This window comes from Candidatus Thiosymbion oneisti (assembly GCF_900092655.1).
GTDB lineage: Bacteria > Pseudomonadota > Gammaproteobacteria > Chromatiales > Chromatiaceae > Thiosymbion > Thiosymbion oneisti.
Map to the genome: position 1 here is coordinate 1 of NZ_FLUY01001817.1, position 16,332 is coordinate 16,332.

Annotated in this window: 12 protein-coding genes; 6 read left to right on the plus strand and 6 right to left on the minus strand. The window is 59.3% G+C overall.

All coding sequences use genetic code 11. The annotated features are described in order from the left end of the window. Positions 1 to 98: 98 nt before the first annotated feature. The 4 genes from BQ17_RS19300 to pgl form a co-directional block, all read right to left on the minus strand. Positions 99 to 830 carry a hypothetical protein gene (locus BQ17_RS19300; protein ID WP_089729915.1) on the minus strand — a complete coding sequence of 244 codons (732 nt, stop codon included), beginning with the start codon at positions 828 to 830 and terminating at the stop codon, positions 99 to 101. Next, entirely contained in the window at positions 827 to 1,522 is a 696-nt protein-coding gene (locus BQ17_RS19305; protein ID WP_141699386.1) for a hypothetical protein, read from the minus strand. The genes BQ17_RS19300 and BQ17_RS19305 overlap by 4 nt, the downstream gene beginning before the upstream one ends. 128 nt (positions 1,523 to 1,650) lie before the next feature. Next, positions 1,651 to 2,382: a sulfate transporter CysZ gene (cysZ, locus tag BQ17_RS19310; RefSeq protein ID WP_089729919.1), complete on the minus strand. Its 732-nt coding sequence runs from the start codon at positions 2,380 to 2,382 to the stop codon at positions 1,651 to 1,653. A gap of 45 nt (positions 2,383 to 2,427) precedes the next feature. After that, positions 2,428 to 3,129: a 6-phosphogluconolactonase gene (gene pgl / locus BQ17_RS19315; protein ID WP_089729921.1), complete on the minus strand. Its 702-nt coding sequence runs from the start codon at positions 3,127 to 3,129 to the stop codon at positions 2,428 to 2,430. A 655-nt stretch (positions 3,130 to 3,784) separates the two neighbouring features. On the opposite strand from pgl, the gene mltG reads away from it, so the two are divergent. Continuing rightward, complete coding sequence (gene mltG / locus BQ17_RS19320; protein WP_089729925.1) at positions 3,785 to 4,807, plus strand: endolytic transglycosylase MltG; 1,023 nt, start codon at positions 3,785 to 3,787, stop codon at positions 4,805 to 4,807. A gap of 234 nt (positions 4,808 to 5,041) precedes the next feature. Here mltG and BQ17_RS19325 read toward each other — a convergent pair whose 3' ends face one another. After that, a complete protein-coding gene (locus BQ17_RS19325; protein ID WP_256091683.1) occupies positions 5,042 to 10,132 on the minus strand; it encodes an nSTAND1 domain-containing NTPase in 5,091 nt (1,696 codons plus the stop codon). Positions 10,133 to 10,515: 383 nt separating this feature from the next. Here BQ17_RS19325 and tmk point away from each other — a divergent pair, with 383 nt between their 5' ends. The 5 genes from tmk to BQ17_RS19350 all read left to right on the plus strand — a co-directional run bounded on the left by tmk (position 10,516) and on the right by BQ17_RS19350 (position 15,483). Further along, positions 10,516 to 11,169: a dTMP kinase gene (tmk, locus tag BQ17_RS19330; RefSeq protein WP_089729929.1), complete on the plus strand. Its 654-nt coding sequence runs from the start codon at positions 10,516 to 10,518 to the stop codon at positions 11,167 to 11,169. After that, on the plus strand, positions 11,166 to 12,236 hold the full coding sequence (locus BQ17_RS19335) for a DNA polymerase III subunit delta' (RefSeq protein WP_089729931.1): 1,071 nt from the start codon (positions 11,166 to 11,168) through the stop codon (positions 12,234 to 12,236). The genes tmk and BQ17_RS19335 overlap by 4 nt, the downstream gene beginning before the upstream one ends. A gap of 430 nt (positions 12,237 to 12,666) precedes the next feature. Next, complete coding sequence (locus BQ17_RS19340) at positions 12,667 to 14,115, plus strand: amidase (protein ID WP_089729932.1); 1,449 nt, start codon at positions 12,667 to 12,669, stop codon at positions 14,113 to 14,115. Between the two features lie 141 nt (positions 14,116 to 14,256). After that, a complete protein-coding gene (locus tag BQ17_RS19345; protein ID WP_089729934.1) occupies positions 14,257 to 14,604 on the plus strand; it encodes a PilZ domain-containing protein in 348 nt (115 codons plus the stop codon). A gap of 93 nt (positions 14,605 to 14,697) precedes the next feature. Beyond that, on the plus strand, positions 14,698 to 15,483 hold the full coding sequence (locus tag BQ17_RS19350; protein WP_089729938.1) for a TatD family hydrolase: 786 nt from the start codon (positions 14,698 to 14,700) through the stop codon (positions 15,481 to 15,483). Positions 15,484 to 15,597: 114 nt separating this feature from the next. Here BQ17_RS19350 and BQ17_RS19355 read toward each other — a convergent pair whose 3' ends face one another. Then, positions 15,598 to 16,230, minus strand: coding sequence for a hypothetical protein (locus BQ17_RS19355; protein WP_089729940.1), 633 nt, complete (start codon positions 16,228 to 16,230; stop codon positions 15,598 to 15,600). Positions 16,231 to 16,332 lie beyond the last annotated feature (102 nt).

The window sequence follows — 16,332 nt, forward strand, 5'->3', positions numbered from 1 at the left end:
AGGGTAGGTCAGACCGCTATGCGGGTCGGCGGACTTGGACTATCAACCACTCTATCAGTTAGAAATTTACCACTATCAGTTGGTTTTTAGACAGCCTCTCAGGTATCCAGGCCAGTAGGGAGTGCATCTTTAACCAGCTCTCTTGCAAGCTCATAAGGTTTCCTATAAACAGCACCAGTGAGTATGGAGAGTTGTGACAGGAGAATTTCGAACGGTTCTTCGTGGATTTTTTCATCCATTGGGGCTGATCCTCTGCCCAGATAAGTAGGAAAGACACGATCCAACCGAATAATCGACCCCGGCCTATCCGGACGATTCTTATCAGGCAAGCAAAAGAAGTGCAGATATTGCAGTGCCCTGATTCTTGCCACCAGCGTAGGACCGAAGGTGCCCGGAGCCGTCATAGAAGTGGTACTGTACAATGGTGCAACTAAATAACACGGCTTTTTCAGATGTCTTGCCAACCGCCTCTGTGGCCCATCCGGCAAGGTGTCGATGCCACTGGATGCGATTACGGACAAGACTACCACGGGACGTTTTTTCGCCTTTGAAATAATCAGCTCCTCAGTATCACCGAGAGCCAGACGTTTTATCGGCAGACGCTCCCGTTTCGAGAAGTGGTGTTTTGCGATCTCACAGATTTCGCAACTGGTAATCTCGTGTTCGGTAGGTGTTGCCCGCTCTACATCGAGAATTCTGGGTACTTCTTCTACATTAGGGGTGGGAACCCGGAACAAATGCCCTGGAGCAGGTACCGTACCAGCAGGTACATCTTCATAAAAATCATCAAATACTTGGAGAATTCCCATCCTGATATCTATCCAATTCATACGCTCAATTTTGCTCGACCGGCAAATCCCGTCTCTAACGATTCACCATCAAGAATGCTCAGGCTGGAAAAATAAGTATCATCGTAAGGGCCTTGCTCGATCTGCTCTTGAGACTTTCTAGCCTGTATCAACTTACGAAGCTTGGTTCGGGTCTTTTTAATGGCCCTCGAACGTAATTTGTTCATTTCTATGGGCTTGACATCTTCGATGGTCATTTTCAAGCAACCCGAAAAGTCGAGAACATCACCTGGCCGCGCTTCAAACATAGGTGCGGTATGAAAGTAGACATAATTCAGTAGCCGCGGCAAATCCCTTGCATATCGTTTCATGTCGGCATGTAACCGTGTTTGGATCGTTCCAGGGATGCCTAACTGCCGTAAATCACCAGCGCGTTGTCGGTTATTCAGGTGGTAGAGAACGAATTCCTTATTACCGGCTTCCGCCTTCCTGTGATCGGCGAAAATAACGCCTTGATTCGAAAGTTCATCGATTGCATCGGCAACCTGATACGAGTAAGGACCAAAGTGGAGAAAGCGCCATTCAACGTCGGATACAGGCGTGCCTGCACTGTTTTCTGCCGTATATACATCCAACAGGTAGAAAAATTTGACAAGCGTAGTCCTTAGCATCGGAGCTACACCTTGATCCCCGGCCTCCCGCAGGATCGCTAGTATGAGAAGGTGAACATTCATAACACTATACTTACCGTCGGACTCTACCAGCACTGTAAATCTTCGCTATGCCCAAAGGGTGGGGGAGGCTAATTATACTCTTCATACAGCATTCCCGCGTTCTATCCGGAAAACCAAAATAGGTAGCCCTAACTACTCAGCTCATCCACCCACATGGCCGTTGCGCCGGCGACGGCGCTCGGCATCACGATGAAGTTCACGACCGGGACCATGGTCAGCCCGGCCGTGGCGGCGCCGAAGCCGAGTCCCAGCACGCGCTTCCGGCGCAGGCGCGCGCGCATCTCCCGGAACCTGAGACCATGATTGCCCATGGGATAGTCGCTGTATTCCAGGGTGAGTATCCAGGCCGTGTAAAGAAACCAGAGCGCGGGGGCGGCCAGGTTGATTCCCGGGATCAGGAACAGGATCAGGAAGGGAACGGCAGCGAGGGCGGCGAACAACAGCTTACCCAACTCGTCGAGCAAGGTAGGTACCAGCGTCATCAGGGCCTGCTTCCAGCCACCGCCCTCGTGCAGTGGTCGGCCGGTGAGATACAGCTCCACCTTCTCCGCCAGCAGACCGTTGAAGGGGGAGGCGAGCAGATTCGCCACCAGGGTGAAGCTGTAGAAGACGAGGATCACCAGGACCAGGACGAACAGGGGCCAGAGGACCCAGTCCAGCCAGTGGAGCCAGGATGGGACCTTAGACTCCATCCAGGCCAGGAAGGACTCGAACCGGGAGACCCCATACCAGATGGCGGCGGAGAACACCAGGATGTTGATCAGCAGGGGCAGCAACACGAAGCGCCGGAGTCCCGGTTGCATGATGAGTCGCATACCTTTAAGGAGATAGCCGGCGCCGCTGACGGGATTGACTGGCATGGATCTTACCGCCGTGGATTGTTTGAGATATCTGTAAGGTCTGAGCTAAAGTCTATAGGGTATCAAGGCCCCGTTGGCGTCCCGATCGATCAGGACGTCCACCCCCCCGGTTCCGCCGATGCCGGCTACCGGCAAGGGCTCGCCCGCCCTCCATGCGGCGAGGGGTCCCTTTTTTTCGGCCCCTGTCGCTAAGATCATGATCGCGCAGGCATCGCTCAAGGCGCGCGCACTCAGGCTGACCCGGTCCGGTGGGGGTTTGGGCGCCCCATGGATGGGGTGCGTCAGCTCTGCGACCGGATGTACCTGGCCTGGGAAGAGGCTCGCAGTGTGGCCGTCTTCTCCCATTCCGAGGGTGACCAGATCGAAGGGCAGGGCGGCGCTCACCGGATGCCGGTAAGCGGCAGCGGCCGCTTCGGCCCCTAGCTCGGCGGGAATGGGGTGGATATTCGGCGCGGGGATCGGGACCCGATCGAGCCAGGCGAGGGCGGTGGCCCGACTGTTGCGTCCGTCGTGATCGGGCGGGAGGCAACGCTCGTCACTGAAATAGAGGTACCAGCTTGTCCAGTCGGCCGTCGCTCGGGATAACAGCCGATAGGTCCGGAGCGGTGTGCGCCCGCCGGCCAACACGATGCGAAAGACGCCGCGCGCCGCGATCGCCGTCTCGGCCGCGGCCAGGATGCGCCGCGCGGCCTCGGTGGCGACGGCGGCGGCATCCTCACAGACATGCCATCGGGTCGAGTTGTGCATTGGAACCATCCTCTTAACCTGGGCTATTCTGCGGTCAAAAGCCGTGGCCTCTGTTGTATACCCGTTACACGTAAATATTTCGCCGCGATGCACACCCCTCGCACCCGATAGCAGCGTTGCGACTCGTCGCAATAGGGCCTGGCTATTCCTCCTCGTCGCGCCTTGCTCTCGGGTACGATCGACCCACCTCGCTTACCGAAATATTCACGTGCAACGGGTATAGTTGAGTAAGTCGTCGATGGCACGGCCTATCTACAAAGAACACCTGGTACTGAGAAGCTATCTGGTTAAAAGCAATCCTGAATGATTCGGCGCGGTTTGGGGGATTTGACGTGTTGCGTTTCGACGCCCAACGGCTCGTTGATCGACGGCCAGGCCCGTACCGGCGTCTCAACGCAACCTACACCGAGATTACCCCCGCGCTGCCGGCCCGCACGGCCTCGCGTTAAGTGCAGGTTGGATTAGGCGCGCTGTTGGATCCCGAAGCACAGTGACAGGGCTGAACGCGCCGTAGCCCAACACGCCGGATCCCACAGCCAACACCGAATAACCCAGGACCACGCCCAGACAGGCACAGCACCGAACGCGGCGTAACGCAACCCGACGCTCGGATCCATTTTAACCAGACAGCTTTTGAAGTACCGGGAAGGAGTGAATGATGCGAGCGCTGCTGCTGGTTAGCACCCTTGCCGCCAGTCTGATTGCCGGCGGTGCCTGGATGGAATACCAGGACTTCCTATCCGAACCCGTGACGCTGGACCAGGAGTCCCTGGTGTTGGACATCAAGCAGGGAACCTCCCTGTCCGGGCTGAGCGAGGAGCTCACGCGCCTGGGTCTGGTCGAACACCCCTACCTGTTCATGGCCCTAGCCTATCATGAGGGTAAAGCCGCCAGCATCAAGGCCGGAGAATACAAGCTCTCATCCGGTATCAGGCCACCGGAGCTGCTCGCACTGGTGACCTCCGACAAGGTGGTCCAACACGCCTTTACCCTGGTGGAGGGATGGACCTACCGCCGACTCTTCGCAGCGGTGGCGAAGGACGAACGCCTTGAGAACCTGCTCGGCGATAATCCGTCCGCGCAGGCGGTCATGACCCGTCTTGGCCACCCCGAAGAACACCCCGAAGAACACCCCGAAGGGCGTTTTTTACCGGAGACCTATCACTTCTCGAAAGGCGCCAGCGACCTGGACATCCTACGCCGGGCCTATGAAACGATGGAGCAGGTCTTGCAGGAGGAATGGGCGCAGCGCGATGAGGGATTGCCCTTGGAAAGCCCCTATGAGGCATTGATTCTGGCCTCGATCGTGGAGAAGGAGACGGGCCTTGCCGCCGAGCGACCGACCATCGCCGGCGTTTTTATACGCCGCCTGGACCGGGGGATGAAACTCCAGGCGGACCCTACCGTGATCTACGGGTTGGGCGAGCGCTTCGACGGTAATATCACCCGTGCCCACCTGCGCCAGGACACGCCCTACAATACCTATGTCCACCAGGGCCTACCACCCACGCCCATCGCCTTGCCGGGCCGCGCCGCCATCCACGGGGCCTTGCATCCTCAAGCAGGGGACAGCCTCTTTTTCGTCGCCAAGGGGGATGGCAGCCACAGTCACCACTTCTCGGCCACCCTGGCCGAGCACAACCGGGCAGTGCGGCGCTATCAACTTAAACGGCGGTGATCCGGATCGGGATATGGATTCTGGACTGCTCACGCTCATGGAAGGGTACTACCGGACGTTTTGGAGTGCGGCGGCAACCTTACTTCGGACCTGGCGGAATCCGCGCTGCCTGATGTAACCGCCGGGTTGGCCTTGGACTATCGGCCCGCCGCCGCTTTGGATTTGGCGACGCACCTATCCCAAACCAAGGCATTGCGGCCAGGGAAAGCGCCGTCGCCGCGGCGCGTGTGGAACCTAAGTGCCCGGATTCTCGGCAACCACCGCTGGTGTTACGAAGTCGTCCCGCATTCGGAAGGCCGCGGACGAGCCGGCCTCGACGAGCCTATCGAGCAGGGAAAGGACCGCTTGCCGGATAGCGGCGTCGCGCTTCAATTCCAAGGGCCTTCCATATACATGCCGCTGTAAAAGGACCTCCAAAAGAAAGACGGTGTTAGCCTTGGCGAGCATTGCCGAGGCGTCCCCTCGCTCAAGGGAGTCGGCGACACGGATAAAGGCGTTCGGAAGCGACTGTTCTCCGATGTGATAGAGGAAACGCACATAACCGTCGAGCACGATCGACACGGGTGGCAGGTCCTCGAACAGTGCATGGACCCGATGGGCGTGGCCCTCCAGACTTCGCCAATGCCTGACATTATCCTTCCACCAAGACGTGAGAAAAATCGCGGACAGCAGCTCACTGCCGATTGGGCGCTCCTTGTCGAGCCGGGCGATCCATTTTGCGTGCTTTATGCCATCGGCAAACAGGCCCCACAGAGACCAGTAGCGTTCCGTATTCGGTTCCCTGTCCTCGATCAGGGTCAGGCCCTCGACGATGGAGTGGATTTCGTGGGGATGGCGGTCGATCGCGTCCAACATGGGACTTAGCACCTTTAGTGCGAATGTCGATGTGGTCCGCATCAAGAATTGCTGCAGACGTTCGGAAATTTCCGCTTCAGTACGATAATCCCGGTCGCGTCTTTGATCGTGATTGTTGTCTGTGTCCCACCTGCCCACAAGCGTTCGACTGGCACGTAGGAAGGCGTCCACGGCAATCGGGTCATTGGGCACTTGCCCAAGGATCGTAAGTATTCGGACGCTCGCCTCGGTCCCAAACCATCCCGAGGTATCCAATGTCGTGTGTGCGTCTTCGGGGATTGCGCCTTCCTGCCAGAAGTCCCGGCGGACGGTAGCCGCGGCCTCCGCTCTGATCTCGTCGAGGCGACGGCGTAGTTCATAAGGCCGCGTCTTCTCGGCCTCCCATGCCCGGTCGACAAGCCCGGCGTCCATTGCGATCGCATTCACGCAACGTAGCGCGATGGTCCCGTTGGTAGCCCAGAATTCCTCGTTGATGCCTTGCGCCGCATACTGCCGCACTTCTTCGATCGAGTGCGTGATGGCCACCGCGAACGCCTGTCGGACGCGCTGCATTTGTGGCTCCGGGAGCGACTTGTTGAGCAGCAATGAAACCACCTGAGCGCAGGGACGATCCGCCGCCATAGAGAACTGCTGTACACGATTGAGGTGATTCCAGTGATTGGAGTCCTTCGCTATCTCCGAACAAACGACGTTAACGCACCAGTCCTGCTCATCGGTAGACAACTCATCCCAATGGTCACGAACACAGACGGCGGCGATGAAACCGGGGCCATGATGGCTACCGAGCGGGTCCTCGATCTCTCGTTCCATTGTGCGGGCTTGAGCAAGCTTTTGCCTCCACTGAGATGGGTCCCGATCACCCTCTTTACGTTCGAAAATATTGCGGCCCCACATCAGGACTCCCAGCGAGCTATTGGTCTTGTCGAACTGCGCGGCACTTTCATCGACCATCGCTTGCAGGTTCGGGGCGAGGGGTTTGGGCTCCAGCCGGATGCAAAGCTCCTCCGCCTCGCCGGCGTTTGCTTCAGGGTCGAGCATCTCCCGTTTGCCTGTGTCCGAGACGGTGTACCGACGCAAGTCCATCCGGTGGATCGCAAGACGCCACACCCGGTCGGATTCTTTCTGCTCTGTCTTCGGCGGCAGTGCAGCCAGATACCGGTCGAGAATGGCGTGTACTCGGGGGGCAAATGGCCCCAACTGGAGTTTGAGAACCGCAGTCTCCAAATGCTCCCGGCGGTGCGGCAATCGGTTCGCCTCCTTGCGCTCTTCTTCATAGACCTTATTGTCGGCCTGGAGCAGCGAAAGCATTCCCGACAGTGCCGCGGTTCCTGACTCGTGCACTATACGGCCGCGATCAAACACGATGTAGTCGGGTGCGCTGAGAAGAACCAACAGCGCCTCACCGGACACCCGCGGGTGTGCCGTGGCGACGCCGGCGACGACCGCGGCCAATGCGGCCGACTCGCTCCGGCGCAGGATGTCCACCAGAATGGCGTCCAACCGCTTCGGATATTTGTCTGCGAGCTCGAGCAGCCATCTCTCCAGCGCCATCAGGAGGGACCGGAGCACATCGGGGCCGACCGATGTGCCCCGGTAAAGGTTCCAAAACCTCTGGTTGCCCCACTGCTTGCGGGTGGTTCCATCGGCAAAGGTCAGCTCGATCTCCCATGCGGGTTCGAGCGGGTCGCACACACGGGGATGGGCATACCAGTCGGCGCTGTGGTTGAAGACGTGGATGAAGAAATCCAGTGCTTGACGGGGGTTATGCTGCAGCAGAGGAAGCCAGGGGCCGCGAAGAGCGCTCGCCGGAAAGAAGTTATGCTGTAAATTATCCTTGATCCCGAAATGTGTCCCAAGATGGGGCGAGCTATGGGAATAGTAGTCCCTTCGGAGTTCCTCTTCCGAAGCAAGTAGGTAGTCCGTAGCGACCGACACCATAAGGTCCGGCAAGTCTCGCGCTGCGGACATCCCCTCCAGGCTGCAAAAGAGGATTTTGCGGAAATCGTCTGCGATGTCGTTGCGTTGCTGGTCCTCTCTTTCAGTGCAGTGCAGGATGGCCCCGAAGCAAACTGCATCCGCCTTAGGAATCTTTGCGATCACCTTGAGCACCCGCATGCGGGGCTCTTTGGACCTGTAGTTGTCGAAACCCGCCAAGAGCCAGTGGCCGATACCGGCCACATATTCCGCGCCTTCGAGTTCCGGTGCCCACCAACTGACGTTGCGGACCGCGTCCTCGATCAGCCCGAGGAGAAGTAGACGCTCCTGTGGTGTGAAGCTGTCGATGTTGCGATGCACGAGCCTCAGGACCGCTGTCCATGCGGGGCCGTCCGGTACATTGAATGTCGGTCCGTGGCCTGCCGCTCCTGTCAGCCAGGCAGGCGTTGTCACGCAGGCGACGTGAAGCAGACGAATCACGCGCTTGAGGATGGCCCTGTCATTTGCCAGGAGTTGGGCCTCATGCCGGGTGAGGAACCCCGGCGACGACGGTGCCTTGAGGAGGGAGACGAGGGTGTCGTCACGGAACCGGGCGCTGATTTCGGTCTCCGAGATCGCGGCCCTGAACAGGCAATCCGCGGCCCCGGGATCGCGCTCGAAGAGCTCGGCGATCCACTTTCGGTAGGAACGGCGAATGGCCGGATGTGGACCGATTGCGTCGGACAGGTCTCTGAATGATCCCTCGTCGGTGAGGTGCTGCTCCTCCAACCATTGCAGGATCGCCCAGTCTTCTAAAACATCATGCGCCGTCGCTACAAGCGATGGGTTCTCATCGGACGATACGATGAGAGAGTCCTTTCTCAGAACCGCGACGACCTCAGGGTCCAAATTTTTGCAGGAAACATAGGCGGAGAGTGCCCGCGCGCGACGCACCGCGATTTCCTCAAAGACCTCCTCACGCCGCCGCGCCATTCCATCAGCGGTACTCTGGTCGGCGCGGACGATCCGGCGCCAGAAGAGTGCGCGGAACTCACGTTCGCTTTCGGGAACCGGCCGTTTCGCCGACCAGGAAATCTCGAGTGCTTTGTCGAGGAAGTAGGGGTTGCACAGGATGCTGCGCAAGGCCCGGTTCTTCAAGGGATAGACGAGGGCAGGAAGTGCTTCCTCGACCTCCGCCAACTCCGCATCTGCCAGCGGCGGTACGCTCACGATGGCGGAATCGATCGCCGCCGGCTGCAGAAAGCCGGCGCGCACCAGATCGGTCGAATAGTCACGGCACGTGAGGACGATGCACATGCTGCGATCTGCCGCCGCCATTGCCATGAGATCGCTGAAGGCATCACGCGTGGTCTTTTCGAGCAGGCGCTCGACGCTTTCGATCAGAATCAACTTGCGGCCTTGCGCCGCGAGGATCGCGGCGAGCTTCTCGGCATTGGTCGGAATCTGCGCGGCATGCAGCGTCGCGTCGATATGCGGTTCTGCGAATTCCTCCACTCGGAAGCCGAAGGCAAAGTGGTCCCGCGAGAGGAGTGAGACGACCGCCTTACCGACCACGGACTTCCCGCTACCTGCGGGTCCGGACACGAGCACGACTTGGGCGGTCTCCAGCTCGCCGAGCACTTGCTGCACGAGTGCGGCGCGTTGCAGGTGCAAGTCCTGACCGATCGTCGAACGGATTCTGCGCAGGACGGGGGCAGTGTGATCCTTAAGGGCACGTAAGATGCGCTGTTCGTCCGTGCTGAGCGACCCATGGCGATTTCGCAACTCCTGCGGCAGATCGGCACGGCACAGACTGCGTGCCTCGGGCATGGCAGTGCTCGCAAGGGCGAGGAGGGCGTTCCAGGAGGCGTCTGCGACGCCGGGGGCATCAGCCTCGGTTACCGTGTAGGCCAGGAGGCTCCTGATCTGGGCTTCGGTCTGCCGAGTGGATGTATGAAGGTCCAGGCTCAGCACATGCAGCACGCGCAAGAACGGCCAGATATCGGCCGCCGCGACGGCACTACCCTCAATCTCGGCAATGATCTTGCGAAGCTCGTCGCAGTAATGAACCACTTTGTTTGAGATAAAGCCTTTCGTCGCCAGCCGGTGCTCGAATTCCGCACCGTCGCGCGCAGCACGGGCGCAGTCCAGGAGGCCGACGAAGTGCTCAAGGAGGGTATTGGTACCCCGCCGGGTCACGAGTACCAGGCGGTCACCCTCCGGGGAGAATTGGTCCGAGTTCTTGAAGTCCTTCCAGAAATCCAGTATGGCCTTCCTGCATTCTTCGTCTGCCGTACTGACGGTGAAGCTGCGTTTGACCTGACCGGCGAGTTTCCGATCGGCTGCACCAGGACCTTCACAGACAATCAGAAAATCGTCGGTATGCCAGCCGAGGTGCTCTGTCTGGAGGTGGACCTCTGCTACGCTCGTCTCGATCAGGATCGGCGGAATACCGCGCACGAGCAGTTGTGCAAGCCAGTATGCCACGACATGCTGCTCGAAGAAGGTGCCGGCTCCACCTGTGGAGGCCGGACTGGAAACGAGTTGTCCGGTCAAGGCAATGACTCCTCAAACTTGATCCCCGGAACCAGCCCAGCTTGGCTGATCAGGTTCCGCCTGCCGGTTTCTTAGCGGATTTTCGGGGCGGATCTGCACGCCGTGTTCGACTTCCCTATGGTATCTTGACTCATGGAAAGGGTGACTCCTCAGGCCCATCTGATTCAGGGTTTAACCCACTGACGAAGTTACCTTTTCCCTCGTCGAAGCACTTATTCTGCAGGATTTAGTGAAAAAATTAACTATTCAGGTACAAGATATTGTATGTTGAAAACTTACAACCACAAAATGTTGTGTTTTCATCGCGCGGAAACCCGTGAAAATCCTATATTTTCCAACTATCGTCATACTCAGTGGATCATAAGCCTTTGTTTTTTTAACGAATGGGATACCTGAATAGTTACAAAAAAGGCAAGTTCATCACTCTGGAAGGAATCGAAGGGGCGGGCAAGACCACCCAGCTCGCCGTCGTCCGGCGTTGCCTGGAGGAACAGGGTATTGCCGTCCTCACCACGCGGGAGCCCGGCGGGTCTCCCGTCGGCGAGCGTATCCGCACCATGCTGCTCGACCCTGGCTGCAAGGGGATGGTAGCCGCTACCGAGGTGTTGCTCCTGTTCGCCGCCCGCGCCGAGCACCTCGCCCACAAGATCCGGCCGGCCCTGGAGCAGGGGACCTGGGTGCTGTGCGACCGTTTTACGGATGCCACCTATGCCTATCAAGGGGGTGGCCGCGGGGTCGATCCGGAACGCATTGCGATGCTCGAAGCCTATGTCCAGGGTTCCATGCGTCCCGATCTGACCTTGCTGTTCGACCTGCCGGTGGCCTCAGGGCTCGCGCGCGTCGGCAAACGATCCGCGCCGGATCGCTTCGAGTCCGAGGCGGAAGGCTTCTTTGAAGGCGTCCGCACCCGGTATCTGGCGATCGCCAGGTCCCATCCGCAACGGGTGCGCCTGATCGATGCCGGGTTGCCGGTGGAGCAGGTTTCGGCCCAGGTTCGGAAGCAAGTCGCGGGCTTCCTGGCCAGAGTCGGCCGATGAGCCCGCACACCGAAGCCGAGGCACCTTTGCCCTGGCACGCGGCCGGCTGGCAGCTGCTCCGGCAGGCACGTGCAGCCGGACGCCTACCCCATGCCCTGCTCGTCACAGGTCCTCCGGGGGTAGGCAAGCGCCGCCTGGTTAGGTTGCTGTCCCGTTCCCTGCTGTGCGCCCGGCCTGACGCAGGTGGTCTTGCCTGCGGCCACTGCCGTGAATGCGAGCTGTTCGCCGCCGGCACCCACCCGGACTACTTGGAGATCGGCCCGGACCCGGAGAGCAAGTCGGACGAGATCCGGGTGGACGCCATTCGCCGACTGGCCGCATCCGACGCCCTGACCGCGCACCGGGGGGGTCACAAGGTCATCGTCCTGGATCCGGCGCAGAATATGAACCTGAACGCGGCCAATAGTCTCTTGAAGACCCTGGAGGAGCCATCCCCCGACACCTTCCTGTGCCTGGTCTGTGAGCAACCGGGTCGTCTGCCCGCTACCATCCGCAGCCGGTGTCAAGAACTGAGGGTCCCGGTCCCATCCGAGCCCCAGGCCCTGGAATGGTTGCGTGCGCATACCGACTCCGCGGATGCGGAGACCCTGCTGCGCCTGGCCTATGGCGCCCCCCTGCGGGCGCTCGCCCTAGAACAAGAGAACAGGCGGCAAGAGAATAGGCAACAGGAGGATAGGCTGTCCCAACGGACCCAGGCCTTCGCCGGATTCATCGCGGTCGCAGGCGGAACCCGAGACCCGGTCGCCGAGGCCGTGGCTTGGAACGATCACGAGCCGGCTATCCTATTGGACTGGCTGTACAGTTGGGTCAGTGACCTGCTGCGGCTGGCGAGCGGCCATCCTGCACCCCGGCTCATCAACCAGGACCAGCTCGAGGCGCTGCGCAATCTGGCCCAGCGGCTCGAACCGCGGGCGGGGCACCTGTATCTGATGCAACTTATGGAGGCCCGTGCGGATGGGTACGGCTCGGTCAACAGACTGCTCTTGTACGAGTCCCTGTTGGTACACTGGGCAAGGATTTTCCGGTCGCGCGACCCTGCCCTCAGACAACCAGGCTGGCAATCCTGAATGATTTGGCGCTGTTTGGGGGACTGGACGTGTTGCGTTGCGACGCACCAAGGCTCGCTGATCGACCATGGCCTCGGTGCCAGCGTCTTAACGCAACCTACCCCTAGGTCACCCACCGTGCTGCCGGCACGCGCGGACCTCGCATTAAGTGTAGGTTTGCGTTAAGCGGCACTAGGAAACGCCTGGGGGTAGTGGTTAATATCTAAGTTGGAACATGACCAACGACACTGGCCGCTATGCCCCCTCTCCCTCCGGAAGAGGGTTGGGGAGAGGGGATCAAAGGGATGAATCGCTCTACTTTTTCACTTATAAGTTTACCACTACCCGCCTGGGGAAGTACGGTGTCGAACACGGCGTAACGCAACACGACGCTAAACGCCAGGATCCGTTTTAACCAAACAGCTTCCGAAGCTCGTAGCGGAGGGAAATCATGGTCAAGCTGTCTGAGTTCGCAGATTACGATGGGTTGGGATTGGCCCAACTTGTCAAGAGCAGAAAGGTTACACCCCAGGAACTCAAAGACGCCTCGCTCGAGGCCATCGAGAAGCTCAATCCCAAACTCAACTCGGTTGTTGCCGTCCTCGCAGACCAAGCCCGGAAGGAGATCGAAGCAGGGCTGCCCGAGGGGCCTTTCCAAGGCGTCCCCTTCGTTATCAAAGAAATGATTGCGCACGCCGCCGGGGTCACCATGCAAATGGGAAGCAGACTGACTGAAGGGCTCATCCTACCCCATGATACCGAGTTGATGACCCGCTTTCGCAAGGCCGGTCTCGTCACTGTGGCCACCACGACCACTCCCGAATTCGGTTTCAACGCGAACACCGAGCCGGTACTCCACGGCTCCACTCGCAACCCATGGAATACCGAAAGGAGCCCCGGAGGTTCGAGCGGCGGCTCGGCCGCTTCGGTTGCAGCCGGAATTGCACCCATCGGCCATGCGAACGACGGTGGAGGATCGATTCGGGTTCCGGCCGCCTGCTGTGGGCTTGTGGGCCTGAAACCCACGCGCGGTCGCATCCCCACGGGACCGGACTATGGCGAACTCCTGAGCGGCATAGCCATCGAGTTTGCTGTCACACGCAGCGTTCGTGATGCGGCTGCCCTGCTCGATGCCGTCGCGGGTCCGGATCCCGGATGTTACGGCTGGGCAGAACCGCCCAAAACACCATTCCTTTCACAGGCATCCAACCCGCCTGAAAAGCTGAGGATTGCATGGATGGAAAAGCCCCTCTCCGGTGTTCCGGTCGATCCGGAGTGTGCGGCTGCCCTTCGTGAGACGGTCAAACTCTGTGAAGAACTCGGACATGAAATGGTGGAAGTCGCACCCCAGATCGACGTGGAGGCACACGCTCTCGCCAACCTACGCGTCTGGGGCGCAAATCTTGCAAACCTGATGGATAGCGTCGCTGAAGTCATGGGCCGCACCCCTTCCGAAAAGAACCTGGAGACCGCCTCTTGGGCAACCTACCAGTACGGCAAGAACCTGAGCGCACCGGAGCTTCTCAGGGCCCTGGACATCTACACCGGGGTTTCCCGAGCGGTCGGCGCTTTCTTCCAAGACGTCGATGCGCTGCTGTCTCCTACGGCCGCTCAGCCTGCCTGGCCCTTGGGAGAACTGAATCAAAACGCCCCCGGTATTACCGCCGAGAGATGGATAGAGCAGTTGTTCACCCCGTGTCCCTTCACGAACCTGTTCAACACAACCGGGCTTCCTGCCATCTCCCTGCCCCTTGCATGGACCAAGGGCGGCTTGCCGATCGGCCTACAGTTCGCCGGACGGTTTACAGGCGAGGGGACGCTGCTCACGCTCGCCGCGCAACTGGAGGAGGCTCGCCCCTGGAAGGACAAACGCCCTCCGGTTCACGTATCGAACCTGTGAGAGTGATTACGATTCGACCGAAGGGAGAAATCTTGTGCGCTGGAAACCTTTGTCAAGCCAGAAGATCTCTCCCTTCGGTCGAGATGACAGAGACTGGTTTTACCATAAAATTTTGGTGAAACGGACTACTAGGTGATCGCAATGGACCCCGGTGGACAACAGCGTGTCCTCAGCTTCGTGATCAAGGATAGGCAGGCCCTCTATACGGCATTCATGCCTTTTATCAAGAATGGCGGTCTGTTCATACCCACCACCAAGCGGTATCGAATCGGCGATGAGCTCTTCCTGTTGTTGCGGCTGATGGACGAATCCGAACCTATCCCCATCGTCGGCAAGGTCGCCTGGCTGACCCCCGCGGGTGCAGAGGGAAATCGGGTGATCGGCATCGGCATCCAGTTCAGCAGTCAGGACCAGGGCGCCGCCCGCCGCAAGATCGAGGACTACCTGGCCGACATGCTCGCATCGGACCATCCCACCCATACCCTGTGAGCTGCGATCATGTTGCTCGATTCTCATTGCCATCTCAGCGTGTTGTAATGGTGGGCACAGCCCACCCTACGTCATGCCCTACGACATGTAAGCATGCTGATTGACTCTCACTGCCATCTCGATCGGGTCGATCTGAAGCCTTACGCCGGGGACTTCCGTCGCCTCATGGAGGAGACAAGTGCCGCCGGAATTGGGCATATGCTCTGTGTCTCCATCGATCTGGAGCACTATCCGCGGATGCGGAACCTGGTCGCGCCCTATCCCCAGGTCTCCGTCTCGGTGGGGGTCCATCCTAACGAGCGAGGTCGCCGGGAACCGACCCCGGAGGTGCTGGTAGAGCTCGCACGGGACGCGCGTAATGTAGCCATCGGCGAGACCGGGCTGGACTACTATCGGAGCACGGGCGACCTCGGCTGGCAGCACCGAAGGTTCCGTGACCACATCGCCGCCGCCAGGTCCTGCGGAAAACCCTTGATCGTCCATAGCCGGGAGGCGCGGGAAGACACGCTCCGGATCTTGACGGAGGAAGATGCCCGCGACGTGGGCGGTGTTCTGCACTGCTTTACGGAGACCTGGGAGATGGCCAAAGCGGCGCTGGACCTGGGGTTCTATATCTCCTTTTCCGGCATCGTCACCTTCAAGACCGCGGACGATCTGCGGGCGGTGGCGGCAAAGGTACCCCGCGACCGCCTGCTCATCGAAACCGATAGTCCCTACCTAGCCCCCGTACCCCACCGAGGCAAGTCGAATGAGCCCAGGTTCGTTGCGGCGGTGGCGCAATGCATTGCCGGACTGCGCGGCATGTCCGTCGAGGAGCTCGCCGCCCTTACCCGCGACAACTTTTTCTGCCTGTTCAAAGACGCGGTGCCGGTGGATTAATAGCGGCCTTGTAATCTTAAGTTGCGACTCGTCGAGCAGGACCCATAGGTGGGCACAGCCCACCCTTGTATGTTCTGTTTCTGGTAGTGCTCAATAAACTGGATGACGGTCGAGTCATTTGTTCTCCTTGATACCAAGAGCCTGTTTGAACACTTTTTCGAATTCGCTCTTCAGAGTGTCCTTGTTCGACGAGAATGCGGACTGAATTGCCCTGAGCGCAACGCTCTCCTTTTCGCTTTCTGTGACGAGAACGGTGATCGAGAAATCCTGTATCTGCTTCGCATCCGAGTTGTTGACTTGGGCGTCGGATTTTGTACCAATCAGCGTCTCGGTGGTGTAGTGCTTTCCGGTCTCGAGCCGACCGAAGTCATGGTGAGCACGGGCAAAGGTATTCTCTTCGGTGACGGTCGCAGCTAGGTTATCACCCTTCTTCAACGCGGCTTTGCTGAAGGCAATGGTTACGGAGACATACTTCTTTCCGGAGCCCCTGCTGCGGGCGCTGGATGCGGCATAGCTCAAGTAGATCGGCGTAAGAGTGATGGCGGTCTGACTTTTTTGACTTCTTTCAAGCCGCGACTCGAGGTAGAAAGCGGGGTAATCGGCCAACCTGAGCATCGCGAGGTGCCCCTCGTCGAGCCTGCCGTCTTTGGCCGCTATGCTAGCGGTCGGTTCACCGATCAATCCGCGCGCAACGATGAGACACCCAGCCGCATTTAACGTCTGCCTGTCAGACAGAGTGGAGGCCATAAAGAAGCCGCTGAGCCCTTCTTTGTAGGGGACCTTGAAAAATCCAGCTTTTCAGGGGGGCGTGAGTAGTTAATGAAATACTACGGACTTATGCCGAACTGG